Source organism: Haladaptatus sp. AB643 (genome assembly GCF_024136975.1).
Taxonomy (GTDB): domain Archaea; phylum Halobacteriota; class Halobacteria; order Halobacteriales; family Haladaptataceae; genus Haladaptatus.
This window is the reverse complement of sequence record NZ_JAMYJW010000006.1, coordinates 165,862-191,322: the sequence shown is the minus strand read 5'-3', so window position 1 is coordinate 191,322 and position 25,461 is coordinate 165,862. Positions and strand designations below refer to the sequence as shown.

At 62.4% G+C, this 25,461-nt stretch carries 24 protein-coding genes; 12 read left to right on the top strand and 12 right to left on the bottom strand.

Going from position 1 to position 25,461, the window contains the following annotated elements:
* Window positions 1–81 precede the first annotated feature (81 nt).
* The 4 genes from NKF25_RS13945 to NKF25_RS13925 all read left to right on the top strand — a co-directional run bounded on the left by NKF25_RS13945 (window position 82) and on the right by NKF25_RS13925 (window position 4,884).
* Entirely contained in the window at window positions 82–1,236 is a 1,155-nt protein-coding gene (locus NKF25_RS13945) for an acyl-CoA dehydrogenase family protein (RefSeq protein ID WP_253227259.1), read from the top strand.
* A gap of 70 nt (window positions 1,237–1,306) precedes the next feature.
* Window positions 1,307–1,678, top strand: coding sequence for a hypothetical protein (locus tag NKF25_RS13940; protein WP_253227258.1), 372 nt, complete (start codon window positions 1,307–1,309; stop codon window positions 1,676–1,678).
* Between the two features lie 228 nt (window positions 1,679–1,906).
* Window positions 1,907–3,313, top strand: a complete 1,407-nt coding sequence (locus NKF25_RS13935; protein WP_253234080.1) for a S8 family serine peptidase — start codon at window positions 1,907–1,909, stop codon at window positions 3,311–3,313.
* 104 nt (window positions 3,314–3,417) lie between these two features.
* On the top strand, window positions 3,418–4,884 hold the full coding sequence (locus tag NKF25_RS13925; RefSeq protein ID WP_253227257.1) for a S8 family serine peptidase: 1,467 nt from the start codon (window positions 3,418–3,420) through the stop codon (window positions 4,882–4,884).
* Window positions 4,885–4,965: 81 nt separating this feature from the next.
* Here the strand turns inward: NKF25_RS13925 and NKF25_RS13920 are convergent, their stop codons facing one another.
* Complete coding sequence (locus NKF25_RS13920) at window positions 4,966–5,553, bottom strand: DNA-3-methyladenine glycosylase 2 family protein (RefSeq protein WP_253227256.1); 588 nt, start codon at window positions 5,551–5,553, stop codon at window positions 4,966–4,968.
* A gap of 67 nt (window positions 5,554–5,620) precedes the next feature.
* Window positions 5,621–6,982 (bottom strand): RimK family alpha-L-glutamate ligase, encoded by a 1,362-nt coding sequence (locus NKF25_RS13915; RefSeq protein WP_253227255.1) that lies wholly within the window; start codon window positions 6,980–6,982, stop codon window positions 5,621–5,623.
* Between the two features lie 133 nt (window positions 6,983–7,115).
* Here NKF25_RS13915 and NKF25_RS13910 point away from each other — a divergent pair, with 133 nt between their 5' ends.
* The 5 genes from NKF25_RS13910 to NKF25_RS13890 all read left to right on the top strand — a co-directional run bounded on the left by NKF25_RS13910 (window position 7,116) and on the right by NKF25_RS13890 (window position 11,926).
* Window positions 7,116–8,192, top strand: a complete 1,077-nt coding sequence (locus tag NKF25_RS13910) for a succinylglutamate desuccinylase/aspartoacylase family protein (RefSeq protein WP_066146615.1) — start codon at window positions 7,116–7,118, stop codon at window positions 8,190–8,192.
* A 258-nt stretch (window positions 8,193–8,450) separates the two neighbouring features.
* Window positions 8,451–8,846, top strand: a complete 396-nt coding sequence (sdhC, locus tag NKF25_RS13905) for a succinate dehydrogenase, cytochrome b556 subunit (RefSeq protein WP_253227254.1) — start codon at window positions 8,451–8,453, stop codon at window positions 8,844–8,846.
* A 1-nt stretch (window position 8,847) separates the two neighbouring features.
* Window positions 8,848–9,213 (top strand): succinate dehydrogenase hydrophobic membrane anchor subunit, encoded by a 366-nt coding sequence (locus NKF25_RS13900; protein WP_253227253.1) that lies wholly within the window; start codon window positions 8,848–8,850, stop codon window positions 9,211–9,213.
* Complete coding sequence (locus NKF25_RS13895; protein ID WP_066145437.1) at window positions 9,214–10,074, top strand: succinate dehydrogenase/fumarate reductase iron-sulfur subunit; 861 nt, start codon at window positions 9,214–9,216, stop codon at window positions 10,072–10,074.
* A gap of 16 nt (window positions 10,075–10,090) precedes the next feature.
* Window positions 10,091–11,926 carry an FAD-binding protein gene (locus tag NKF25_RS13890; RefSeq protein ID WP_253227252.1) on the top strand — a complete coding sequence of 612 codons (1,836 nt, stop codon included), beginning with the start codon at window positions 10,091–10,093 and terminating at the stop codon, window positions 11,924–11,926.
* 113 nt (window positions 11,927–12,039) lie between these two features.
* Here NKF25_RS13890 and NKF25_RS13885 read toward each other — a convergent pair whose 3' ends face one another.
* Complete coding sequence (locus NKF25_RS13885; RefSeq protein ID WP_253227251.1) at window positions 12,040–13,110, bottom strand: aminotransferase class I/II-fold pyridoxal phosphate-dependent enzyme; 1,071 nt, start codon at window positions 13,108–13,110, stop codon at window positions 12,040–12,042.
* Between the two features lie 210 nt (window positions 13,111–13,320).
* On the opposite strand from NKF25_RS13885, the gene NKF25_RS13880 reads away from it, so the two are divergent.
* A complete protein-coding gene (locus tag NKF25_RS13880; protein WP_253227250.1) occupies window positions 13,321–13,527 on the top strand; it encodes a hypothetical protein in 207 nt (68 codons plus the stop codon).
* Between the two features lie 106 nt (window positions 13,528–13,633).
* Here NKF25_RS13880 and NKF25_RS13875 read toward each other — a convergent pair whose 3' ends face one another.
* The 4 genes from NKF25_RS13875 to NKF25_RS13860 all read right to left on the bottom strand — a co-directional run bounded on the left by NKF25_RS13875 (window position 13,634) and on the right by NKF25_RS13860 (window position 16,936).
* Window positions 13,634–14,011: a hypothetical protein gene (locus NKF25_RS13875; RefSeq protein ID WP_253227249.1), complete on the bottom strand. Its 378-nt coding sequence runs from the start codon at window positions 14,009–14,011 to the stop codon at window positions 13,634–13,636.
* A 65-nt stretch (window positions 14,012–14,076) separates the two neighbouring features.
* On the bottom strand, window positions 14,077–15,747 hold the full coding sequence (locus NKF25_RS13870; RefSeq protein WP_253227248.1) for an AarF/UbiB family protein: 1,671 nt from the start codon (window positions 15,745–15,747) through the stop codon (window positions 14,077–14,079).
* Between the two features lie 6 nt (window positions 15,748–15,753).
* Window positions 15,754–16,110, bottom strand: coding sequence for an Hsp20/alpha crystallin family protein (locus NKF25_RS13865; RefSeq protein ID WP_066145412.1), 357 nt, complete (start codon window positions 16,108–16,110; stop codon window positions 15,754–15,756).
* A gap of 52 nt (window positions 16,111–16,162) precedes the next feature.
* A complete protein-coding gene (locus NKF25_RS13860) occupies window positions 16,163–16,936 on the bottom strand; it encodes a hypothetical protein (protein WP_253227247.1) in 774 nt (257 codons plus the stop codon).
* Window positions 16,937–17,009: 73 nt separating this feature from the next.
* Here NKF25_RS13860 and glp point away from each other — a divergent pair, with 73 nt between their 5' ends.
* Window positions 17,010–18,293, top strand: coding sequence for a gephyrin-like molybdotransferase Glp (gene glp / locus NKF25_RS13855; RefSeq protein ID WP_253227246.1), 1,284 nt, complete (start codon window positions 17,010–17,012; stop codon window positions 18,291–18,293).
* The gene (locus NKF25_RS13850) at window positions 18,290–20,224 is read left to right on the top strand and encodes a molybdopterin biosynthesis protein (protein ID WP_253227245.1); all 1,935 of its coding nucleotides are present in this window, start codon (window positions 18,290–18,292) and stop codon (window positions 20,222–20,224) included. Before glp ends, NKF25_RS13850 begins: the two co-directional genes overlap by 4 nt.
* Here NKF25_RS13850 and NKF25_RS13845 read toward each other — a convergent pair.
* The 5 genes from NKF25_RS13845 to NKF25_RS13825 form a co-directional block, all read right to left on the bottom strand.
* A complete protein-coding gene (locus NKF25_RS13845) occupies window positions 20,183–20,845 on the bottom strand; it encodes an HAD family hydrolase (RefSeq protein ID WP_066145406.1) in 663 nt (220 codons plus the stop codon). The genes NKF25_RS13850 and NKF25_RS13845 overlap by 42 nt on opposite strands.
* Window positions 20,846–20,928: 83 nt before the next feature.
* Complete coding sequence (locus NKF25_RS24380; protein ID WP_303647117.1) at window positions 20,929–22,248, bottom strand: oligopeptide/dipeptide ABC transporter ATP-binding protein; 1,320 nt, start codon at window positions 22,246–22,248, stop codon at window positions 20,929–20,931.
* Window positions 22,241–23,443, bottom strand: coding sequence for an ABC transporter ATP-binding protein (locus NKF25_RS13835; protein WP_253227244.1), 1,203 nt, complete (start codon window positions 23,441–23,443; stop codon window positions 22,241–22,243). Before NKF25_RS13835 ends, NKF25_RS24380 begins: the two co-directional genes overlap by 8 nt.
* A complete protein-coding gene (locus NKF25_RS13830) occupies window positions 23,440–24,456 on the bottom strand; it encodes an ABC transporter permease (protein ID WP_253227243.1) in 1,017 nt (338 codons plus the stop codon). The genes NKF25_RS13835 and NKF25_RS13830 overlap by 4 nt, the downstream gene beginning before the upstream one ends.
* The gene (locus NKF25_RS13825) at window positions 24,453–25,439 is read right to left on the bottom strand and encodes an ABC transporter permease (RefSeq protein WP_253227242.1); all 987 of its coding nucleotides are present in this window, start codon (window positions 25,437–25,439) and stop codon (window positions 24,453–24,455) included. Before NKF25_RS13825 ends, NKF25_RS13830 begins: the two co-directional genes overlap by 4 nt.
* Between the last annotated feature and the right edge of the window lie 22 nt (window positions 25,440–25,461).

Genomic DNA, 25,461 nt, shown 5'->3' with positions numbered 1-25,461 from the left:
TCTCTATGTGAACTAATAAACGCTCTTCCAGTTTATATCCGGTTACAAAACGATTTATCCGTGGCCCCGTAATCCATCCACATGGACTTCGAACTATCAGAAGAACAGCAAGCTATTCGTGACGAAGTGCGGCGATTCGCGGAGAACGAGGTCGCACCGATCGCGAAGGAGTACGACCAGAAGGAGGAGTACCCGTGGGAAATCATCGACAAAGCGGCCGAGATGGGGTTGACCGGCGCGAACATCCCCATCGAGTACGGTGGGGCGGGCTACTCGCCACTCGAAGTCGCCATCATCGTCGAGGAACTGTTCGCCGTCGATCCGGGCATCGGCCTCTGTATCACGAGCACCGCGTTCGGCGGGGACGCCATCCGTGAGTTCGGGACGGAAGAACAGAAGGAGGAGTACCTCGCCCCCGTCGCGGCGGGCGACGCGGTCATGGGTACCGCCATCAGTGAACCGGACACGGGTTCGGACGTGTCTTCGGTCTCCACGACCGCCGAAAAGGACGGCGACGAGTGGGTCATCAACGGCAACAAGATGTGGATCACCAACGGGTCCATCGGCGACTTCTTCGTCGTCATGACGAAGACCGACCCCGAAGCAGAGGACCGCTATGCCGGGTTCTCCCAGATCATCGTCGAATCCGACCGTGACGGCTTCGAAGCCGACAAGATCACGGGGAAACTCGGTATCCGTGCCTCCGACACCGCCGAACTCATCTTCGACGACGTGCGCGTCCCCGAGGAGAACCTCGTCGGCACGCGCGGTATGGGCTTCCTACAACTCATGCAGTTCTTCGACGAAACCCGTACGGCCGTCGCCGCACAGGGTGTCGGTATCGCCAAGGGTGCGTGCGAACGCGCCCTCGAATACGCCCAAGAGCGTGAACAGTTCGGGCGTTCCATCAGCGACTTCCAAGCAATCCAGCACAAACTCGCCGAGATGCACACGAAGACGGAGGCCGCACGCAACCTCACCTACAAATCCGCGTGGAGCGTCTCCGAGGGCGACGGACAACTGACCCAGTTGGCATCGATGGCGAAGGAGTTCTCCTCGCGTACCGCCGTCGAGTGCGCCGACGAAGCGGTTCAGATTCACGGCGGGTCCGGATACGTCAACGATTTCGACGTTGAACGACTGTACCGTGATGCGAAGATCACCCAGATCTACGAGGGAACGACGGAAATACAGAAGAACATCATCGCCCGGGAACTGCTCGGGAAAGGATTCTGAGCGCTCACTGGGACACCTAAGTGTGTAGGCATCGGCCTTTTGGATTTCTATTTCGATAGTTCGGACAACCATGAGTTCCAATTCGACCGGTGTTTCGGGGACGGACTCGGAGGACCAACACGCCGGAGCGAACGACCTCGACGTAGTGATGGAACTACTGGCGGACCACCGTCGTCGACACGTCCTTTACTGTCTTCGGAGTAGCGACTGCCCCCTCGACTCGGAACGTCTCGCCGAGCGAATCGTGGATCTGGACGACCGCACGACGAGGGATAAACGGGAAATCCTCATCGAACTACGCCACAACCATATCCCGAAGATGGATGCGGCCGGGGTCATCGAATGGGAAAGCGACGGAATCCGATTCGATGGATCGGAGACACTCATCGAATCGTACCTCGATCTCACTGCTGAATTGGAACCCGACGTGAGTTTTCGGTAATCGACGTCCGTTCTTTTTCCCTCATTCTCCATAGCGCATACGTAATCGCCCGCAACGGGAGATTTTTCCATATTAATTATATTAGAATTTAATTCTTTCCGGAGATCATCTATCTTCGAGTGATTCGTTAGCAGTTGCCGAGACCGATAACATTAAACAGAATAAGTATTGATATCTATTGGAATGTCACAAAAACCAACGAGACGTTCATTTTTGAAAGGTGCAGGGGTGGCACTTGCTGGACTGACGATGACGATGCCGACGGTCTCCGCGAGTCCGTCGGAGGACCGCTATATCGTCGATCTTCGGTCCACATCGGACAGCGACCTGGCAGGGCTCGACATCGTCCATCGTCTCGATCAAATCGACATCGCGGTCGTCAAGGGGACTGACGAAAAGGTGAGTGGAACGCGGTATTCGAAGGACGTCGACATGGCGGTGACGTTCCCGGAGGTGGAGCATCACGGACACCACCACGACCGGCATCATTGGATGCAGGACCCGCTCTACAAGTATCAGTGGGACAAGCAGGCACAACGCATCCCGCAGGTTCACCGGAAGACGCGCGGAGAAGGGACCCGCGTGTCGGTCATCGATTCGGGAGCGTACGAGGACCATCCGGATTTGAAACACGCGCTCAACACCGACCTCTCGAAGAACTTCACCGACGACGGCGGGGACTTCAACCCGGTCGAGAGCGACCACGGAACGCACTGTTCCGGTATCATCGCCGCAGACGACAGGAACGGTAAAGGCGTGACCGGCACCGCGCCCGAAACAGACCTCGTCGCCCTTCGGGTGTTCTCCGGGCCGGAAGCGACGTTCGGCGACGTTATCGCGGCGATGGTGTATAGCGCGGACATCGGATCCGACGTGGCGAACATGAGCCTCGGTGCGTACCCGCTGCCGGACGATTCGGACACCGCCGTTCTCAAGGACTCCGTCGAACGGGCGTCCTCGTACGCGAACGAGAAGGGTACGCTCATGGTCGCGGCGGCGGGCAACGATTCGTCCAACCTCGACGCCGACGGCGACGTCATCAGCCTCCCGAACGAGGCCGACAACGTCATGAGTATCAGCGCCACCGGCCCCATCGGCTACCGTTGGGACGACGAGAATCCGGAGGACGAAAACTACCACGCGGCGCTCCGTCACCTCCGAAAGCCGACGTACGAACCGGCGTTTTACACGAACTACGGCGCGGATGCGGTCGACATCAGCGCACCCGGCGGAAACGCCGACCAGAGCCAGATCGGTACCGACTCGAAGTGGTACTACGACCTCGTTCTGAGCACGATCTTTACCGAAGAGGACGGCGAACGAGTGCCGGACTACGGGTGGATGGCGGGAACGAGCATGGCGTCACCACAAGTGACGGCCGTCGCCGCACTGGTCAAGAGCGTCAACCCGGATGCGACGCCGGGCGAGGTTCGCCAGCACCTCGAAGACACGGCACGTGACCTCGACAACCCGACCTATCACGGGGAGGGCCACCTCGACACCGCACGGGCCGTCTGGAAGGAAATCGGGGACGACCGTTGGGGTCATCACGGTCACGACGACCACGACGACGGCCACGGACACAGTCGCGGATATGATCACGACGACGATCACGGTCACGGTCACGACGACTGAGTTCATCTTCGTCCCGAAAAAGATGAACGTATTCTATACTTTCATATTTTTAATCGATAAGTGAGTATTAACATTAATATATGTTCGATGGGAAGTGAGAACGAATGTCACGAAAACCGACGCGCCGTTCTTTTTTGAAGGGTGCAGGGGTTGCACTGGGTGGATTGGCACTGACCGTCCCGACCGTTTCCGCGGAATCGACTTCGGACCGATACGTCGTCGATCTGCGTGATGCCTCGGCCGACGTCCTCGACGGCCTCGAAGTCGTCCACGATCTCAGCCAAATCGGCATCGCCGTGGTCAAAGGTGACGAGAGCAAGGTCGTGGGAACGCGGTACTCCAAGGACGTGAAGATGGAGTTCAACCGAGTCGAGGCCGAACACCACGAACGTTCGGACCATCATCCACACGATACGCGCTACGACCTGCAGTGGGACAAACAAGCACAGAACGTGCTCCAAGTCCACCGAAAGACGCGCGGGGAGGGGACCCGCGTGTCGGTCATCGACTCCGGGGCGCTCGAAACCCATCCGGATTTGAAACGCGCGCTAAACACCGACCTCTCGAAGAACTTCACCGGGGACGGCGGGGACTTCAACCCCCTCATCAGCGACCACGGAACCCACGTCTCGGGCATCATCGCCGCCGACGGATCGAACGAGGACGGCGTCATCGGAACCGCACCCGACACGGACCTCGTCGCGCTTCGAGTCTTTACCGGACCGTTCGCGACGTTCGGGGACATCGTCGCGGCGATGGTGTACAGCGCGGACATCGAGTCCGACGTGTCGAACATGAGTCTCGGCGCGTACCCGCTGCCGGACGATTCGGATACGGAACTGTTGGAGGAGTCCATCGAGCGGGCGTCCACGTACGCGAACGAGAAGGGCACGCTCCTCGTCGCGGCCGCGGGCAACGACGGCGTGAACCTCGATACCGACGGCGACGTCATCAGCCTCCCGAACGAGGCCGACAACGTCATGAGCATCAGCGCCACCGGCCCCATCGGCTTTCTCTGGGACGACGAGGAAAAAGACGAGGACGAAGACCACCACGGTCATCACTGGCACCACGACCATCATCACTACAAGCGGGCGCTCCACCACTTGCGAAAGCCGACGTGGGAACCGGCCTTCTACACCAACTACGGGGCGGAGGCCATCGACATCAGCGCACCCGGCGGAAACCTCGATCAGGACGCACCGGAGGACGCGAACGCACAGTACGACATGGTGCTGAGCACGGTGTTCGACTGGGGCGACGAGGACGACGAGGCGGACATGGTTCCCGCGTACGGTTGGAAGGCGGGAACGAGCATGGCGACGCCGCAGGTCGTCGGTGCTGCCGCGCTGATCAAGAGCGCCAACCCGGACGCGACGCCGGGTGAGGTCCGTGAACACCTCGAAAACACCGCGCGCGACCTCGACAACCCGACCTACCACGGAGAGGGCCACCTCGACACCCGACGTGCCGTCCGGCGACCGATCTGGAGTCACCATCACGGACACGGTCACGATGACGACCACGGCCATGGCCACGACGGCGACCACGGAAACGGACACGACGACTGAATCCATCGCCCATCCCCCAACTACGGTATCCGCGGAAGGACGACCGTAGACACCCTCCGGCGTCGTTTTCGAACGGTTTTCTCACTCCGATTCGTACTCGGCCCAGATGTATCGCGTCGCGATCGAGCGGTAGGGTCGCCACTGTTCGCCGATTTCACGCATCTCCTCGCGCGTCAGCTCTGCCCCGTTTCCGTACAGTTGCTGGATGCCGCGGCGTACCGCGAGGTCACCGAGCGGGAGGATATCCTCCCGTTCCAGCACGAACAGCAGATACATTCTGGCGGTCCACTCGCCGACACCCTTTATCTCGGTCAGCGCGTCCACGACTTCCTCGTTCGAATGCTCGGATAGTCCCTCCCTGGTGAGATCGTTCCGCTGGAACGCGCGAGCCGCGTTCTTCAGGTATTCGACTTTCGTGCGCGAGAGACCCGCGTCCCGGAGGTCGTCGTCGTCCGCGGCCAGCACGGTTTTCGGCGTCACGTCCCCGAGCAGGGAGAAGACGCGCTCTTTGACCGCCGCCGCGCTCGCCGTCGAGAGCTGTTGGTTGATTATCGAGATACAGAGCCGTTCGTACTCCGACCAGTTCGCTTCCGAGTACGGGTCGTGTCTGTCGAGCAACTCGGCCATCACGGGGTCCTCCCGAAGTGTAGATAGTGCGTCGTCGTTCATCGTCTCACTCGTAGCAGTTGCTCATCGGTAGGAAGCCACGGCAAAAAAGCTGTCCGCCTTACCCTGCTTATTCTTCGGCGTGCTCCTCTTCCTCTTCCATCTCGGCTTCGTCCTCGGCATCGACCCGGCGGCGCACGTCCACCTGGTAATGTTCGAGGATGTCCCGACCGAGGAGGACCGGGTAGTCCATGTGACTTCGGTCCTCGATGCTCGCGGTGACGGTGTGGCGGTTGCCGCCGACGCCGATGACCACGTCCACGACGGGGCGCGATTTGCTCGACTTGCTGCTGCCCGACTTGACGCGGGTCATGCTCTTGATGGGACCGGCACCGATCTGGGCGGCGAGTTTCGTGTCGATACTCGACCGGGTTGCACCCGTGTCGGATTTCGCGACGACGGTTTCCGACCCGCTGGTTCCGCTCACCAGCACTTCCTCTGTGTAGCCGATGACGACGGTTTCGGTCGGTTCCGGACTACTGCTGACGGGCTTGCAGGACGGGACGGAGTCGTCCAACGTCGCGGACAACTCATCCACGCGCTGGTGGTCGACCTCCCCGCCGCCCGCCTCGATCGCCGCCTTCGCGATGTACGGGGCCGCACTTCGACCGGTCGCCTTGTACAGGCCTTTGAACCCGGCCGTCGGGTTGACTTCCAGGACGTACCAGCCGTCGTTCCCCTCGATGAGGTCCACACCGGCGTAGTCGAGTCCGACGACGTCGGTCGCCCGCCGGGCGATATCGACGACTTCGTCCGGCAGTTCGTCGGTCATGTCCTCGACGTCGCCGCCGAGCGCGACGTTCGTCCGCCAGTCGTTTTCCGGGGCGTAGCGGTTCATCGCGCCGACGATCTGGTCGCCGACGACGTAGACGCGAAGGTCGCGGTGTCGTCCCTCGTCGCGCTCGATGAGGTCCTGTAAGAACGCCTGTCGATCTCCCACGCGCGGATTGACGAGTTCGTCCGGACCGACCTTCCACGTCCCACCGCCGTGAGTTCCGATGGCGGTTTTGTAGACGGCCTCCTCGCCGTAGTTCGCCCGACCGTCGTTGAGGCGGTCGGTGTCGAGCGCGAGAAGCGCATCCGGAACTTGGACTCCGGCGTTCGTGAGACTCGCCGCGGTCGAGAACTTGTGAATGGCCGTCATAACCGCGTGCGGTCGGTTGAGAATCGGAACGAGAGAGTCGTAGATGTTCGCGAGTCCGAGCGCTTCGGACGGTTGTTCAGTATTGGAGAGCAGAAGGCGGTTGGCGACGACGTCGATATCCGGTTCGAGCGTGACTTCCCCATTCTCGATTTCGACCGCGGTGTTTTCGTGGCGAAGCCACTCCGGTTCGTGACCGAGATCCTCGATAGCGTTACAGATCGCTTTCGTTTCCTTGCTGTTGTGTAGACTGAGTACCCCAACCCGTACAGGTGAGCCGTTAGAATCCATTAACGTACATTTCGTCCGTCCGGTCTTAAATCGTTCCCAGTTGATTTGAAGCGTCAACGTCCCCCACAGAATAGTTTCGGAACGGGACATGTGTAGTAGTATATTTTTATACGGTGCTCCCTGAGTGGTGTACATGACCGGGGACGAGGCGGAGCCGTTCACGTACAATGGCGGTATCGTGGAACCGGGCGAAATCCAAAACATCCGGTACGGAATCAGCGAGACGTATCTCGGTGATCCGGTTCGGATTCCCGTTACCATCGTCAACGGGGAGTATCCCGGCCCGACCGTCTTTCTCTCTGCGGCGGCCCACGGTGACGAACTCAACGGTATCGAAGTCGTCCGTGAAGTCGCCTACGACTGGAATCACGAGGAGTTGCACGGGACCATCGTCTGTCTCCCCGTGATGAACGTCCCCGGGTTCCTCGCCCAACAGCGATACCTCCCCATCTACGACCGCGACCTGAACCGCTCGTTCCCGGGGCGTCAGGGGTCCACGAGCGCGAAGCGGATGGCCGATCAGATCTATCGCAACTTCCTCGAACCGTGCGATTTCGGCATCGACTTCCACACGTCCACACGCGGCCGGACGAACATGCTCCACGTTCGTGCTGATATGGAGAATCCCGAAGTCGTCCGACTCGCCCGCGCGTTCGGTTCGAACGTCATCATCTCCTCGCACGGTTCGTCCGGAACGCTCCGTCGGGAGGCCTCCGATTCGGGAATTCCGACCATCACCATCGAGATGGGCGAAGCACACCGCTTCCAACGACACTTCATCGACCGAGCGCTCGAAGGAGTGATGAGCGCCTTCGCGGAGTACAATCTCCACCCCGACGACCCGGTGAAGTGGCCCGGATGGCGAACCGTCATCGACGACGAGAAGGAAAAGACGTGGCTCCGCGCGGACGTCGGGGGCCTCGTCGAGATGCATTACGACCGTGGCTCGCTGGTGTACGAGGGGACGCCAATCTGTTCCATCACGAACCCGTTCAAGACCGAAAGCGAGTCCGTCAAGGCACCGTTCACCGGCCTGCTCGTCGGTGTGCTGGAGAATCCGGTGGTCTACCCCGGAAACCCGCTCTGTCACATCGTGGAACTGAACGCGGACACCCGCCGCGCGCTGAAACGCGACCGGGCACACGCGGAAACCGAGGGCGACGTGCAACCGCCGGGCTACGTCGGGGCACCCGAACTCGGCGACCAGTAACCCCGATATCCGCGACGGTTGCCGCTTCATCCCGAAAGCGGCAATCTGTGGTTTGAATATTACTGATAGTTAGTTCCTGTAAACACTCAAACGTTCGCCGTATTTGTTGTAGAGATGAGCCGATAGAGACCCGGAGATGCGCGTCCGTTTCGGATTCGGTACTGAGGGGGCGAGTGGTCAATCGAGGTGCACTTTCGGGGCGCATACGCGGACAGGTAGTAACTTCTATTTGCCCCCGGTACCGACCATTCGAGTGGCATGAGTCAATCGTATGATCGAGGCCTCATTGAGGACTTCGGCCGATGGCGTGAGTTTTCGGCCGGCATGTGGGCCTGGATCTTCCACAAATTTACCGGGTGGGTGCTCATCGGCTATTTGTTCACACATATCGCCGTGCTGAGTACCTCTACTGTCGGTAACGGGCACTACTACACCCAAACGATCCAGGGTCTCGAAGGGCTAACCGTCATCCGAATCGCCGAAGTCGGACTGATCGCCGTGGCTGTCTTCCACATTCTCAACGGCGTCAGACTCCTCTTTATCGACCTCGGACTCGGACTGGAATCGCAGGACAAGAGCTTCTACGCGTCGCTGATCGTGACCGCCATCATCGTGTTGGCGAGCATTCCGACGCTACTCTCGGGGGCGTTCTGAAATGGCAGAGCGCTACTCCTCGTTCCGAAGCGGCAGCATGTCGTGGTTCCTCCAGCGCGTTACGGCGGCGTTCCTCATCGTCGTGCTGGCGTTCCACCTCTTCATGCTCCACTTCGTCAACCACGCCGAGGACGTGACCTTCCTCGGAACGCAGGCGCGGATGTCCCAGTGGGGATACTTCGCCACGATGACGTTGTTCCTCCTCACGGCGACGTTCCACGGCGTGAACGGCGTGTACGCGGCCCTGCTGAACCAGGGTCTCACGGGAAGCCGAAAGACGGCGGTGAAATGGGTACTCGTCGTGGCCGGCCTCCTGCTGGCCATTCAGGGTATCTACGTCGCACTCACCATGAACGGGTTGATGTAAATGAGCACGCAACTATCCGAAGACGCGGACCAGGAAAGCGAGACCGAACGCACCGAAACCCCCGGCGACCGCCGACGGGCCGAGAAGGGGGGAAACGAACCATCGAAAGTGCAGGAATCGACCGAGACGGACGGGGAGACGGTTCGCCTCAAGGTGTTCCGCTACGACCCCGAAGTCGAGGGGAAGATGGAACCGCGGTTCGACGAGTTCCACGTTCCGTACGAGAAGGGGATGACCGTCCTCGACGCGCTCATCTACGCGCGTGACCACTTCGACACGACGCTCACCTTCCGTCACTCCTGCCGACAGGCCATCTGCGGCAGCGACGCGCTGTTCATCAACGGCACGCAGCGACTGGGCTGTCAGACCCAGATTTCCGATCTGAAGGGAACGGTTCGCGTCGAACCGCTCCCGCACGCGGAGGTCGTCAAGGACCTCGTCGTGGACATGGAGCACTTCTACGACCAGATGCACTCGGTCGAACCGTACTTCCAGACGAGCGAGAAGCCGAGTGACGAACTCGAAGAACAGCGACAATCCCGCGAGAACCGCGAGAAGATCAAGATGTCCACACGCTGTATCTGGTGTGGGGCATGTATGTCCTCGTGTAACATCGCGGCGGGCGACAACCAGTATCTCGGCCCGGCGGCGCTGAACAAGGCGTTCCGATTCGCCATGGACGACCGCGAGGGCGAGGAGATGCACCAACACCGGTACGACATTCTCGACCAGGAACACGGCGTCTGGCGCTGTCAGACCCAGTTCTCCTGTACGAACGTCTGCCCGAAAGACATCCCGCTGACCGAGCACATCCAGGAACTCAAGCGCTCGGCAGTGAAGAACAACCTCAAGTTCTGGTAAGCCAAATTCAGACACAATGTACGAACACGACGTAATCGTCGTCGGTGCTGGCGGTTCGGGGCTTCGTGCGGCCATCGCGGCCCACGAGCAGGGCGCAGATGTCGCCCTCGTCACGAAGCTTCACCCCGTTCGAAGCCACACCGGCGCAGCGGAAGGCGGTATCAACGCGGCACTCAGAGAGGGCGACGACTGGGAACTCCACGCCTACGACACCATGAAGGGGTCGGACTATCTCGGCGACGCCCCAGCGATCGAAACTCTCTGTCAGGATAGCCCGAAAGAGACCATCCAACTCGAACACTGGGGAATGGCGTTCTCCCGCGAGGACGACGGACGCGTCTCCCAGCGCCCGTTCGGTGGACTGTCGTTCGCCCGGACGACCTACGCCGGGGCGGAGACGGGTCACCACCTGCTCCACACGATGTACGAGCAGGTCGTCAAACGCGGCATTCAGGTGTACGACGAATGGTACGTCACCCAACTCGCCGTCACGGACGAAGACGACCCCTCGGAACGTAGCTGTCACGGTGTCGTCGGCTACGACATCCAGACCGGCAAGATCGAAGGCTTCACCGCCAAAAACGGCGTCATCCTGACGACCGGTGGTCTCGGGCAGGTCTTCGACCACACGACCAACGCGGTTGCCAACACCGGCGACGGTGCCGCGATGGCATACCGTGCGGGTGTCCCGCTGGAGGACATGGAGTTCATCCAATTCCACCCGACAACGCTCCCTTCGACCGGTGTTCTCATCTCCGAAGGTGTGCGTGGCGAAGGTGGTATCCTCTACAACAGCGAGGGAGAACGGTTCATGTTCGAGCACGGCTACGCGAACAACGACGGCGAACTCGCCTCCCGTGACGTGGTCGCCCGTGCCGAACTGACCGAAGTGAACAACGGACGCGGCATCAACGACGAGTACGTCCACCTCGACATGCGCCACCTCGGCGAGGAGCGCATCACGGACCGTCTCGAAAACATCCTCCACCTCGCGCGGGACTTCGAGGGCGTCGACGCGCTCGAAGAACCGATGCCGGTCAAACCCGGCCAGCACTACGCGATGGGTGGCATCGAAACCGACGAGAACGGCGAGACCTGCATCTCCGGACTGTACGCCGCGGGCGAGTGTGCCTGCGTGTCCGTCCACGGGTCGAACCGTCTCGGCGGCAACGCCCTGCCGGAACTCATCGTCTTCGGTGCCCGCGCCGGACGCCACGCCGCGGGCGAGGACCTCGGCGAACCGGAGATTCAGACCGGACAGAGCGGCGACATCGAGATGGGCGACGTCGATACGCCCGTCGAACCCGGTGCGGTCGATTCGGACGACGACAGTGCCGTAGCCGACGGCGGGACCTCGCTCGCCGACCCGTCCCAGACCGTCGAAGACACGTTGGAAGCCGAACGTGCCCGTATCGAGACGCTTCTCGAAAAGGACGACGGCGTCCAGCAGGCCGAACTGCGCGCCAAACTCCAGAAGACGATGACGGACAACGTCAACGTGTTCCGAAACGAGGAGGGTCTCAAGCAGGCGCTCGAAGACATCCACGAGATTCGGAAGTCCTACGGCGACGTGTACGTCAACGACCCGTCCCGTACGTTCAACACCGACCTCATCCACACCATCGAGATGCGCAACCTCCTCGATTTGGGTGAGGCCATCACGCTCGGCGCGCTCGCCCGCGACGAGTTCCGTGGCGCTCACTGGCGCGAGGAGAACCAGAACCGCCGCGACGACGTGTGGCTGAAACACACGATGCTCTCGTGGAACGACGGCACGCCGGAACTCTGGTACAGGCCGACCATCCTCGAAGGCGAGAACAAGAAGTACGAGCCGAAAGTTCGCAGTTACTGACTTCTCCGTTCTCCGCTGTCGTTTTTACTGCTCGAATTAGCTTTTCCGACAGTCGAAACTCTGAAATCCGAGGGGTTCAGGAGGACACGAGGGATACGGGAGAACAGCGGCGGTTACGCGTGTCGGTCGAGAAACGACTCGACGCGCCCCAGTCCGTCCTCCAACTCGTCGGCGGGCAGGCCGAACCCGATTCGGAAGTAGCGGTCGAACCCGAACAGGTTCCCCGGCGCGAGGACGACGCTCTCCTCCTCGACCACACCGCGACAGAACGCCTCGCTGTCCTCGAAGCCGTCCGGAATCCGGACGAAACCGTTCACGCCCACCGGGTCGTACCACTCCAAGCCGTGGTCGTTCACGAACTCCCGCACGCGGGCGCGGTTGCTCGCCGCGAGTTCGCGGTTCTCGGCCAGAATGTCCTCCTCGTGCTCGCCGAGCGCCTGCCGGGCGACGTGCTGGTCGATGATGCCCGGCGAGATTGTCGTGTAATCCTTCCACTCCCACGCGCCGTCCACGACGTCCTCCGCGCCGACGAGCCAACCGAACCGAAGACCGGCGAGTCCGTACGCCTTCGTCAAACTCGTCGTGCTGATACCGTACTCGCCCATGCTCGCCACGGGGTCCACCGGATCGTCGGACAGCAGTCGGTACACCTCGTCGCAGAGCAGGTACGCCCCGGCGTCCTCCGCGAGGTCGTAGAGCGCTTCGACCGTCTCTTGCGGGTGATACCGCCCGGTCGGGTTGTTCGGGTTGTTCAGGACGATGACGTTCGTCTCCTCCCGAATCGCGTCGGCGACGGCGTCCACGTCGAGTTCCCATTCGGGCGGTTCGAGCGACACCCTCGTCACCTCGCCCATCGAGTCGGGCACCGTGTGGAGGGCCTGATAGGTCGGGGTGACTACCACGGCATGCCCGTCCTCGTCCAACAGGCTCAGGAAGGCCAGGAAGTTCGCCTCCTGTGTTCCGCAGGTGAACAGCACCTCGTCGGCGCTCCGGCCGTAGCGCTCGCCCACCTCGGCGCGGAACTCGGGGTCGCCGTTCGTCGGGATGACGTAGCCCAACTCGCCGGGGTTCAGGTCGAAGCGGTCGGCGTCGAGGCTCCGGATGCCGCTCTCGGCCAACATGATGTCGGCCTCGTGTTCGTATTCGGCGAACCAGCGTTCCAAGCCGAAGGGTTCGATTTGCATACCGAGTCTTGGCGAGGGGGAGGGGAAAAGCTACGGAATGTGGCAGTCAGGGAGATGGTGTTTTCGGGAACGGTCGGAGCGGAGTCGCGGTGGGCGTGGGCAACTCGTCTTGGTCGTGACGACTCGTCGATTGCAATCGAACACCGATCACCGTCGATTGCTTGTATCTGCAAGCAATAGCTGTATCCACCGTCGCTGGCAATTAAGTTCGTGCCAGACATTGGTAATCCAATCGGATTCGACCTCGCGACCGTTCTCACCGGATCGGGACTTACGCTCCTCCTGTCCGCGGCGATCCTGAAATACGGTAGCCAACTCCAGTACAGTACACCGAAACTATACGGAATCGGAGGCATCGGCCTCGTCGTGGTGGGTGTACTGTTCGGTCTTTTCCTCGTACTGACCGGAAACCGCTGAGTTCCGGTCCCGCCGTTGTGGATTCGATTCGGTAGTCGTTCGGTAAAGCGGACGGTTCGATCTTCGGCACCGCTCGTCCCCATGGGATTGACGCCGTGAGTTCGACTCAGGGGATGCCGAGGTACTGATGGCGGCGATAGAGGTACAACAGGGCGAACGGGATACCGATGCCGAACCACATGGCGACACCGAGGAGGACGTATTCGGAACGGGGTTTCCACTCGGACACCGACGCGACGTACTTTCGGTCGAAGTGGATACCGATGGCGACGGCGGCGGGCGCAGTGAGTAACGCAAGCCCGAGAACGAACGTTATCGGAGCGGGGAGCGTCGAAACCGAGAGCGGCGGTTCGCCGTGGAGCACGAGTCCGGCAACCCCGAGCGCGACGGTGGCGATGAAAGCAGAAATCAAACCCGGCAACAGGAGTATCCACCAGTGGCTCTCGTGGTCGCTGGTACTGGAGGGAGTGACGGTGGTCGTCATTGTTCAATTCAATGACCAGAATTTGGAAAAAGATTGTGGAACGAATCGAACACGAATCGGTTTCCCTACTCCCCGTCCCGTTCCCGCAAGTTCTGTCGGGTGAACTGTGGGGTCGTTCGAATCCCGCGCCGTTTGCGGAACGAACGATAGAGCAGGAACGTGACGAACAGCGAAATCAGTCCGGCGACGGCGGCGGCGGGGAACGCCTCTGCGACGTACAACACCGCCGTCGTCAACCCGCCGAACGCGAGCAGGATGCCGTAGATGAGCCGTTTGGCCAGCAGGTCGAACACGTCGTTGTCGTCCTCGATGCTGACGCGGGCGTACAGGTCGTCGCGGTCGATTCTGTCCAACGCGCGCTCCAGTTTGGGCGGCGTCCGGACGAGCGACTGGGCCGACGCCTGTAGTTGATCGCCCGTCTCCGAGACGTACTGTTTGATCGACTCCTCGCGGTACCCCTCCTCGGTGAGGTACTCCGTCGCCACCGCGATGAAGTCGAAGCCGGGATCGAGGGTGACACAGACGCCCTCCACGACCGTCGCCACCCGCAGGACGAGCGCGAGGTTCGACGGCAGGCGGAGCGGGAACTCGTAGATCGTGTCCTCGACCTGCGAGACGATCTGTTGGACGCGATAGGTCTCGATGTCCTCGCCGCGGGCGTCCTCGATGGCGAGTTCCATCACCTGTCCCATCGTCCTGCGGTCGGCTTCGGGGCTGAGGGTTCCCATCTCGATGAGCGCGTCGAGGATCCCTTCGATGTCCTGGTTCGCCACCGCGATGTAGAACTCGACGATCTTACGCTGGATGAAGTCGTCCACGTGCCCGCTCATGCCGAAGTCGTAGAAGATGATGCTGCCATCGTCCGTGACGGCGAGGTTACCGGGATGCGGGTCCGCGTGGAACACGCCGTCCTGAATTATCATCTGGAGGTAGGCCCGCTGGAGGTTTACGGCGAGTTCGTGGCGGTCGAGTCCCTCCTCGTCAAGTTCGTCTATCCGGTTGATCTTCGTGCCGCCGAGGAACTCCATCGTGAGGACGCGGGAACCGGAGTGGCTCTCGATGACGCGCGGGATGACGATATCGGGGTCGTCCTCGAAGTTCGTCCGAATCTCGTTCAGCATCGACGCCTCGCGGTCGTAATCCATCTCCTCCCGGATCGTCCGACCGAACTCGTCGGCGAGGTTTTCGAGCGAGAAGGCCCGTCCCTGGCCCAAAAATCGCATGAGAACGGGAAGCGACCAGCGAATGACTCGTAGGTCGGCCGCGACCAGGTCCTCGATGCCGGGGCGTCTGACCTTCACCGCGACGCGCTCGCCGTCGATTCGCGCGTCGTACACCTGCCCGAGGCTCGCACCGCTGATCGCGTCAGTGTCGAACTCCTCGAAGTTGTCCTCGATGGGGCCGAGTTCCGCTTCGAGGACGTTTTGAGCGTCCTCCCACGGGGCGGGCGGGACTTCGTCTTGCAGTTTCGAAAGCTCGTCCACGTACTCCGGCGGGAGAACGTCGGGACGGCTCGACAGTAGTTGCCCGAGTTTGATGAACGTCGGACCGAGGGTCAAAAGCGAACTGAGGAGCGTATCCGCCCGCTCCCGTCGCATCTCGCTCGTCACCTGCCGTGACGACCCGAAGAACAGGAACCGATTCCGGTCGCGGGCATAGCTCACCAGCAGCGGCAAGAACTGCCATGCGACGATAACGAACCGACGATATGCGCGGAGAAATACCAGTGTGACCACCCGCGCTTAACGGCTCGTAACCGGCACCGACTCCTCGGGAGCCGACGTCCGTTTCGGGAGCGTGATTTCGAGCACACCACGGGAAACCGTCGCTTCCGCACCTGAGCCGGTCGCATCCGGCGGAAGCGGCAGTTCGGCATCGAGGAAGAGCGGGCGTTCCTCGCTCAGGTAGTCGAACTCGATGGGAACGTCCTTCTCGCGCCGCGCTTCGATCTGGAGGCGGCCATTCGTCACGTCGATGTCGATAGTTTCCTCGGTGACGCCGGGCATGTCGAGGACGAGGAGGTACTCCCCGTCGCTCTCCAGTAGGTCTGCGAACACGGCATCCGGGAGTTCTCGCAACGCATCGCGCAGCGCTGACATAGTTGCGTCTTAGGACGCAGGGCCGAAAAAGGGTGCGGTCTTGGCGGTCGAATTACAGGCCGAGGACGAACGCACCGATGGCGAAAAACAGGACTCCGGCGACCACGTACGGGAGACCCTTCCACGCCGCACGCTGCGCTGCACCGCGTTCGTCCGTATCCGAGATGACGAACTTGGTGTCGCCGCCGGACCCGATGATGGTGTTCACCTCCCCGGCCTCGCTCCCCGCACTGGCGTCGTACCGCGCCTCGCCGAGGATGTGAACCGATTCGCCGACATCGAGGCGTCTCTCGATGTATTTTCGGTCCTTTCCGGTGTTCAACTCGAACAGTTTCAAGTCGAGGCTCTTCTCCTCCGACCCGACGTCCTCGTTTCGCCGGATGAACTCCCGTATCGGTTCGGGCGGTCGTTTCCCGCCGCGAACGTCGATGGAACGTTCGGCACTCAACCGAAAGTCGGCCGAGCGAGGGTCCACGAGCGCGCTGGCCGTCCCGTCCTCGATGCGAAACGCCGTGAAGTTGTAGCCGCTGTCGATGGTCGTCCAACTACGCCCGTTCTTGGAGTTTCGTTCTTCCTTGACTTCGTACTCGTATGCCAGACACTCCGTCCCGGTAAACGGGGACGTGAGGGTTCCGCCCTGGGCTTGCGCGGTACCTTCCACCTCGACAGGCCCGCCGTCACCGAGCGACATCACGTCGCTCGGGTCGTTGGTCAGGATTCGATACGAGAGGAGGAGTTCGCGGCCACCGTACCACAACAGGGCACAGCCGAGAATCGCGGCGACGGCGGCGATCAACAGGGCGAGCGGTTGATCAGGGAGGGCCATGCCGAACCGTGTTGTCTACGAGACGATAAGTGTTCCCCGCTTCCTTTTTGCCCGCCGTCCCGAACGGGTTCATATGAGCGACCACCAACCGGACAGAAAGCAGTCCGGGTTCAAGGAAACGACACGCGTGGCGGCGGCGCGTGAGCAACTACAAGAGGTCGTCGCCGGACACGACCGCACCGAATCCGTCCCGCTGCTCGACGCGGATGATCGGGTGCTCGCCGAGGAAATCGTCGCCCCGCGAAACGTCCCCCACTACTCGCAGGCCGCGATGGATGGCTACGCCGTCAGGGCACGGGACACCTTCGGTGCCAGCGGCCGGTCGCCCGAAGCCCTCCGAAGAGCGGAGGAAATGGGCCCCGGCGCGGCAGTTCGGGTCCACACCGGGAGCGAAGTACCGGCGGGGGCGGACGCGATAGTGATGATAGAGCAAACGGACGAGTTCGGAACCGACATCGAAGTGTTCGATGCCGTCGCGGAGGGCGAAAACGTCGCACCCGTCGGCGAGGATGTCGAGAGGGGACAGTCGCTCTACGAGCAGGGCCATCGTCTGCGGCCGTCCGACCTCGGCATGCTGAAATCCGTCGGCGTGCGCGAAGTGACCGTCTACGAACCGCCGCGGATCGCCGTGATTCCGACCGGTGAGGAACTCGTGCAAACCGACCCTGATCCGGGCGAAGTGGTCGAAACCAACGGCCTCACGGTTTCCCGGTTCGTGGAGCGATGGGGTGGCGACGCGACGTATCACGACGTGGTGACCGACGACGAGACGGCGCTCCGCGAAGCGATCGAGTCGAACCTCGACCACGACATCGTCGTCACGACGGGTGGCTCGTCCGTGGGGAAGCGGGATCTGCTTCCGGAAGTCGTCGACTCCATCGGCGAAGTGATCGTCCACGGCGTCGCGCTGAAACCGGGCCACCCGGTCGCCCTCGGTATCATCGAACACGACACGATGGCCAGTGAAAATTCTGAGAATTCGGAGGATTCCGACCCGGATGGCGAGGAAACCCCGATCGTGATGTTGCCGGGTTATCCGGTCGCCTGCATCATCAACGCCGTCCAATTCGTCCGGCCCGCGCTGAAGTGGACGGGCAACCTGCCGCTCGATGATTTCCCGACGACGGATGCACTGCTCGAACGCAAGATTCGAAGCGAACCCGGTATCAGATCGTTCGTTCGGGTGACGGTGAATGAGGACGGGGAAGAGCGGTCGGCCACCCCCACGCGAACGAGCGGTTCGGGCATCCTCTCCAGCGTCGCGCTGGCGGATGGATGGGTCGAAGTCCCCGAGGAGCGCGAGGGGATTCCCGCGGGAGAGACCGTCGCGGTCGGAAACTGGGAGTGGTCGGCATGACCGATCGAAAGGAGTTCCGCGACCTCGCGGAACCCGAGGAGGCACACGAAGCGATCGCCTCGTTGGACCTCTCGGCGGACCCCGAGTACGTCTCGCTCACCGAAGCGCGCGGTAGAGTACTGGCCGAGCGACTCGACGCCGACCGCGACGTGCCGGGGTTCGACCGGGCGAGCATGGACGGCTTCGCGGTCCAGGCGAGGGATACCTTCGGCGCGAACGAGGCCGACCCTGCCGTCCTCGACCTCGTGGGAGAGGTGCACGCGGGGACGGAACCCGACGTGGAGGTCGGCGAGGGCGAAGCCGTCGAGATTTCCACCGGGGCGGTGATGCCGCCCGGCGCGGACGCCGTGGTGATGGTCGAACGAACCGACTATGTCGAGCGCGAGGGAACGGACGGCGTGGAAGTCCGTACCGCTCTCACGCCCGGAGAACACACCATGCTCGCCGGGGCGGACATCGCGGCGGGTCAACGTGCGCTCGGACCGGGAACGCGACTCACCGCCCGCGAAATCGGGCTGCTGTCGGCGCTCGGCGTGGACGAAGTACCCGTCCGCGGAACGCCGACCGTCGGCATCATCTCCACCGGCGACGAACTCGTCCGTCCCGGCAACCCGCTGTCGGACGAGTCGGGACAGATCTACGACGTGAACAGTTACACGACGGCGGCCGCCGTGGCGGAAGCGGGCGGAGACCCTGTCCTCTATCCGCACGCTGGCGACGACTACGAGGAGATGGAGCGCCTGCTGTTGGAGGCATCCGAGGAGTGCGACCTGGTCCTGTCGTCCGGATCGACCAGCGCGAGCGCGGTGGACGTGATCTACCGCGTCATCGAATCGCGCGGCGAACTCCTGCTCCACGGCGTCGCCGTCAAACCCGGCAAGCCGATGCTCGTCGGGCGGTTCCCCGATTCGGCGTACGTCGGCCTGCCGGGGTATCCCGTCTCCGCGTTGACCATCTTCCAGACCTTCGTCGCGCCCGCCATCCGCGATGCCGCCGGACTCCCGGAACCAGCCACAGCGACCGTCGAAGCCCGGATGGCCGCCGAGGAACGCTACGACGAGGGTCGGATGCGACTCATGCCGACCGGCTTGGTCGAGGACGAACACGGCCGCACGCTCGCCTATCCGGTCGACAAGGGAAGCGGAGCGACGACCAGCCTCGTGGAAGCCGACGGCGTCGTGACGGTCCCACCGAATACGGCGTATCTCGGGGAGGGCGAGGAAGTCTCCGTGCGACTGTTCTCGCCCGACGTTCGGACCCCCTCGGTCCTCGGCGTCGGCGAGGACGACCCCGCGCTCTCCCGACTGCTCGATTCCCTCGACTCGCCGCGCTATCTCCCGTTCGGTAGCCGGGAAGGTCTGCGCCGCCTCCGGAACGGTGTGCCGGATTTCGCGGTCGTGTCCGGAGACGCCGAACGTGGTTCCGCTGGGACGGCGAACGACTCCGCCTCGGACGCGAGCGGTGGCACCGAACTGGCGTCCTATCACCGCGAGTGGGGGCTGGTCGTCCCGTCCGGAAATCCCGAGGACATCGACGGGTTGGCCGACCTCGTGGACCGAGACCTGCGGTTCATCAATCGTGGGACCGACTCTGGTCTCCGGACGACGCTCGGCAACGCAGTCGCCGACCTCGCCGACGACCGCGATACGACCCGTCACGAACTGGTCGAATCCATCGATGGGTTCGAACTCACCGTGAAGGCCCACGAAAGCCCGGCGAGAAAAGTCGCTGCAGGCGCGGCGGATGTGGGACTCGGCCTGCGCTCGACGGCGGAAAAACTCGGGTTGGGATTCGTCCCGCTCGGCGAGGAACGGGTTCGAATTCTCGTCAATCCCAACCGCGAGGAGAAGGAGGGCGTAGCGGAACTGGCATCGACGGTCGATTCGACGTTAGTCGGTGTTCTCGAACGTCTGCCGGGAGTTCATCCATAGCTCGTCGAAGCTGTTGATTCGGTAATCACCGAGCACGCACTGTTTTCTCCGGGACGGGTCGTGGCGTTCGACGTGGACGGCGTCCAACCCCGCGTTCCACGCCGCACCGATGTCGCTCGATCCGTCGCCAGCGAGGACGCCGCGCTCGTTCGTGCCGACGCCGAGTTGTGTCATGGCGTGTTCGACCGGTTCGGGATTCGGTTTCCAGCCCAACTGTTCGTCACAGCAGACGACGGTGTCGAACCAGTCGCGGATGTCGAGTCCGTCGAGCACCGGGTCGGTCAAAAAGCGCTGACAGTGGGTTACCAATCCGACCGGACAGTCGAGGTCGGCGACGAATTCGGCGTCGTCGTAAAGGAAAGTGTTCTCCGCACGGACCTGCGGGTCCTCGATGGAGTGGAACACCTCCCAGAACTCGACGGGGTCGATACCCCACGCGCTGAGTTGCGCGTCGCGTGACCCGCCGAGACCGTGCCAAATGATTTCGGATTCGTAGTCGGTAAATTCGCGTCCGAGACGGTCGCTCACGCGGTCGAACACCGAGCGAACGTATGCCGGGTCGATGTCGATGAGCGTCCCGTCCAGATCGAGCAGCCAAAAATCGTACTCACGGGCGACCATTGGGGTTCATCTAGTAGTGCTTCTTCGCGTATAACTCTTCGTCCACGGACACGGGTTCGAAGCGTGAAAATAATCGGGGGAGGTTAGTCGGCCGACGATTCGATTCCCGGTTCGGATTCCGACTCCGTCTTCGGCGGTTCCGGTTGGTCGTAGAGGTGGCAGGCCGCCGGATGTTCGCGGTTCTGGAGCACCGGATTCTGACGCTCGCAGACGCTCGCAAAGCGGTCACGCATGACGGCGACGGCACCCTCGCGGTCGCCGGAGACGAACCGCTCGAACGATTCGGCGACCGTTTCGCGGTTGTCGCCGTCGAGTTCGTGGTCGAACAGTTCGTCCCACAACTCGGTGATCAGCGCCTCGTCGCCGATTTCCTCGGGGTTCTCCTCCGTCCCGGCGGCCAACTCCCGAACGCCGTGACGCGTCAGGTCGCCCGATTCGAGGCGTTCGCGGTAGTCCATCACCTCGCGGTACGCCGACTGGGAGATCCGGACGTCCTCGGGCGGAATGACGTTCGGACACCGCGTCCGGAAGTGACATCCCGACGGCGGGTTTCGCGGCGACGGCACGTCGCCCGACAGCGTGTTGATGTCGCGTTCCTGTTCGCTGGTGTCGGCGCGCGGCACGCTCTCCAGTAGCGCCTTCGTGTAGGGGTGCTGTGGATCGTTGAAGATCTCGTCCACCGGCCCGAGTTCCACGATTTCGCCGAGGTACATCACCGCCACGCGATCCGAGATGTGCCGAACGACGGAGAGGTCGTGGGCGATGAACAGATACGTCAGGCCGAGTTCGTTCTGCAGGTCCTGCAGGAGGTTGAGCACCTGCGCCTGCACGGAGACGTCCAGCGCCGAGACGGGTTCGTCCAACACGATGAACTCCGGTTCCAGCGCGAGCGACCGGGCGATGCCGATACGCTGGCGCTGGCCGCCCGAGAACTCGTGTGGATAGCGATCGATCTGTCCCGAGGAGAGACCGACGCGCTCCATGAGTTCCTGGGCGCGCTCGCGTCGTTCCGCCCGCGAATCGACGCCGTGGACGTCCAGCGGTTCGCGGATGATTTCGCCCGCCGTCATCCGTGGGTCCAGACTGGAGAACGGGTCCTGAAAGACGACCTGCGCCCGCTTTCTAAACTCGGTCAGGTCGTCCATGTCGTAGACGTCCCGGCCGTCGAAGACGACGCGACCGTCGGTCGCGTCGCGGAGACCCAGCAGGGTCTCGCCGGTCGTGGATTTGCCACAGCCGGATTCGCCGACCAGTCCGAGCGTCTCGCCCTCCTCGATGGCAAAGGAGATGCCATCGACGGCTTTCACGCTCTTGGGTTCGCGGCCGAGCAGGCGGTCGGTCAGCGTGTCCTGTTCGAAGTAGTACTTCTGCAGTTCCTCGACGCGGACGAGGTGGTCAGTCATCGTTTGCCTCCATGGGTTCGGTTCGTTCGTCGCCCTCGAAGTAGTTCGACGGAAGTGCTCTCGCCTCGTCGTACTCCATCTCGGTGAGCACACAGCGCGCTTCGTGTTCGGGACTGCCACCCGCGTCGTGCATCGACGGATGTGACAGACACTCCTCCATCGCCTTCGGACAGCGGTCGGCGAAGTAACAGCGGTCGTCCATCTCCGAATCGATCAGGTCGGGGACGTTCCCCTCGATGGGTTGCAGCCGCGGTGCAGGGTCCTCCAAGTCGGGAAGCGACCCGAGCAGTCCCTGCGTGTATGGGTGGACCGAGTCGTCGAACACGTCTTCGAGCGTCCCGTGTTCGACCAGTTCTCCGGCGTACATCACGCCGACGCGGTCGCACATCCGGGCGACGACGCCGAGGTTGTGCGTGATGAGCATGATGCTCATGCCCGTGTCGGCCTGCAACTCCCGAAGCAGGTCGAGGATCTGGGCCTGAATGGTCACGTCCAGTGCCGTCGTCGGTTCGTCGGCGATGAGCAGGTCGGGTTCACCGGCGAGCGCTTGGGCGATCATCGCCCGCTGGAGCATCCCGCCCGAGAACTGGTGGGGATACTCGTCGGCACGGTCCGCCGGGTCGGGAATCCCGACCTGTTCGAGCAGTTCGATGGCCTTCGCCCGACTCGGTTCGCTGACGTAGTCCCGGGACGGGAAGATGGTTCCCGCGATGAGGCTTCCGAGACCGTAGCCCTGCGTCCGCGAGCGCGTCGAACGCGGATTCGACTTCGCCCGTCGTTGGACTTCGACCGCCTCGGCGATCTGCTCGCCGACCGTGATCGACGGGTTGAGGCTGCTCATCGGATCCTGGAAGATCATGCTGAACGACGGGCCGCGCAGGGCGCGGCGTTCCCGCGTCGTCAACTGCCGGATGTCCACGAACTCGCCATCGACCGCCTCGGGACGATTGTCTCCGACTTCCTCGGCGAGCGTGGCGTTCCGATACCACACCTCGCCCGACGTGATCCTGCCGGGCGACTCCACGAGGTCGATGATGGAGAGCGCGGCGACGCTCTTTCCGGACCCCGATTCGCCGACGACGCCGAACACTTCCTCCTCCCGCACGTCGAAGCTGATGGACTCACAGGCGTTGACCTGCCCGTTTTCCGTGAAGAATCGGGTCGAGAGGTCACGCACGCGAAGCAGGTCGCTCATACGCCACCCCCTTCGCCGTCGATGCCGGGGTCGAGCGCGTCGCGCAACCAGTCACCGACGAGGTTGATGCCGATGACGGTGATGACGATGGCCAATCCCGGAACCGTCGAAATCCACCACGACGTGGCGAGGTAGTCCTTCCCCTGCGAGATGTCGAAGCCCCACGAGAGGTTCACTCCGGAGAAACCGAGGTAGGACAGCGAGCTTTCGAGCAGGATGATGGCCGCAATCTGGATGGTCGCCAGCACGATGATGGGCGTCACGCTGTTCGGCAGGATGTGTTTACGAAGGACGAACGAGTGCTTCGCACCCACCGAGCGGGCCGCCTTGACGTACTCCTCGCCGACGACCGTCAGCGCCTCGCCGCGTGAGACGCGGGCGAACCACACCCAGTTGACGAGCGCGACGACGACGACGACCGTCGCCGAGACCCCGATTTTGGCGGGCATCCCGGAAACGAGGCCGCTGGCCACGAAGGGGTCGGGTACCCTGATGACCTGTTGGTCGAACATGCCGACGAGCGCAATCGCCAATACGAGCGACGGGAACGCCAGCATGATGTCGGCGCTCCGCATCAGTGCGTCGTCTACGAGTTCACCGTAGTATCCCGCGACCAGTCCGACGGTGACGCCGATGAGCATCGCCAACAAGGTCCCGAAGATACCGACGAGGAGCGACGTTCTCGCCCCGTAGATGACCCGTGAGAGGATGTCCCTTCCGAGTTGGTCGGTCCCGAGCGGATGGGATGGCTGTGCTTTCACGTAGGACGTGTTGTTGACGATCTTCACTTGTCCATCGACCATCTTCGAACTCGTCTGCGTCGTCTGCTTGCTGAAGCCGAGCGGCGGCAGTTTCGAGTCGTCCAAATTCTGATTGTACGGGTTGTGCGGGGCGATGAACGGCGCGAACACTGCGACGAGGATGACCGCGATGACGAGCACGAGGCCGATCTTCGCCAGCAGGCTGCTGCGGAACTCACGTTTGAGGTTCCGGAGCGTCCGGGGCGAGATCATTCGTAGACCACCTGCGGGTTGATGTACGCGTACAGGAAGTCCACGGCGATGTTCACGAGGACGAAGCCCGTCCCGATGATGATGAGCGTCCCCTGAATGAGCGGCCAGTCACGGGTGTTGATCGAGTGGATGATCAGCGTCCCGAGGCCGGGCCACGCGAACACCTGCTCGGTGATGACCGCGCCGCCGATGAGCGTCCCCAGTTGCAGACCGAGAACGGTGATGACGGGAATGAGCGTGTTCCGAAGCGCGTGCTTGTATCGCACGAGCGTCTCCGGAAGTCCCTTCGCCCGCGACGCCCGGATGTAGGTCTTCCCGAGTTCGTCGAGCATGCCGCTCCGGGTCAACCGCGTGATGAGCGCGGTGAAGTACGTTCCTAGCGTGATCGCCGGGAGGAAGATGTGTTTCCCCCACGAGACGAGTCCGCTAATGCTCCCCTGCGTGAGAAGCATCTCCACCGCCGGGAAGAACCCCATGCCGCGATGGCCGGTCGGGAACGACCCGCCGACCGCCAGCAGCAACACCAGCATGATGCCGAGCCAGAAGTTCGGCGTGCTGATGCCCGTCAGCGAGAACGTCGTCGCCAGGTAGTCGACCGGGTCGTGGCGTCGCGTCGCGCTGATGACGCCCAACGGGATCGAGAGCACGATGGCGACGATGCTCGACGCGACGGCGAGTTCGATGGTCGCCGGAAGCCGCGCGAAGATGCGCGAACTGGCTTGCGTCCCGGAGACGTACGAGTACCCCATATCCCCGTGCAAGAGGTTCCAGATGTACTCGCCGTACTGGACGTACAACGGTTTGTTCAGGCCGAGTTCCATTGCGATTCTGTGTTTCAACTGTGGCGAGGCGTTCAACGGAGCGATGACCGTGATCGGACTTCCAGGTGTGACGAACCTGAGGAGAAACACCACGGTAACGACCCCCCAGATGACGAAGATTCCCTGTAAGCCCCGTCGGAACAGGAACCGTCCCATCGACATCTATGAACACCCCATCGATAAC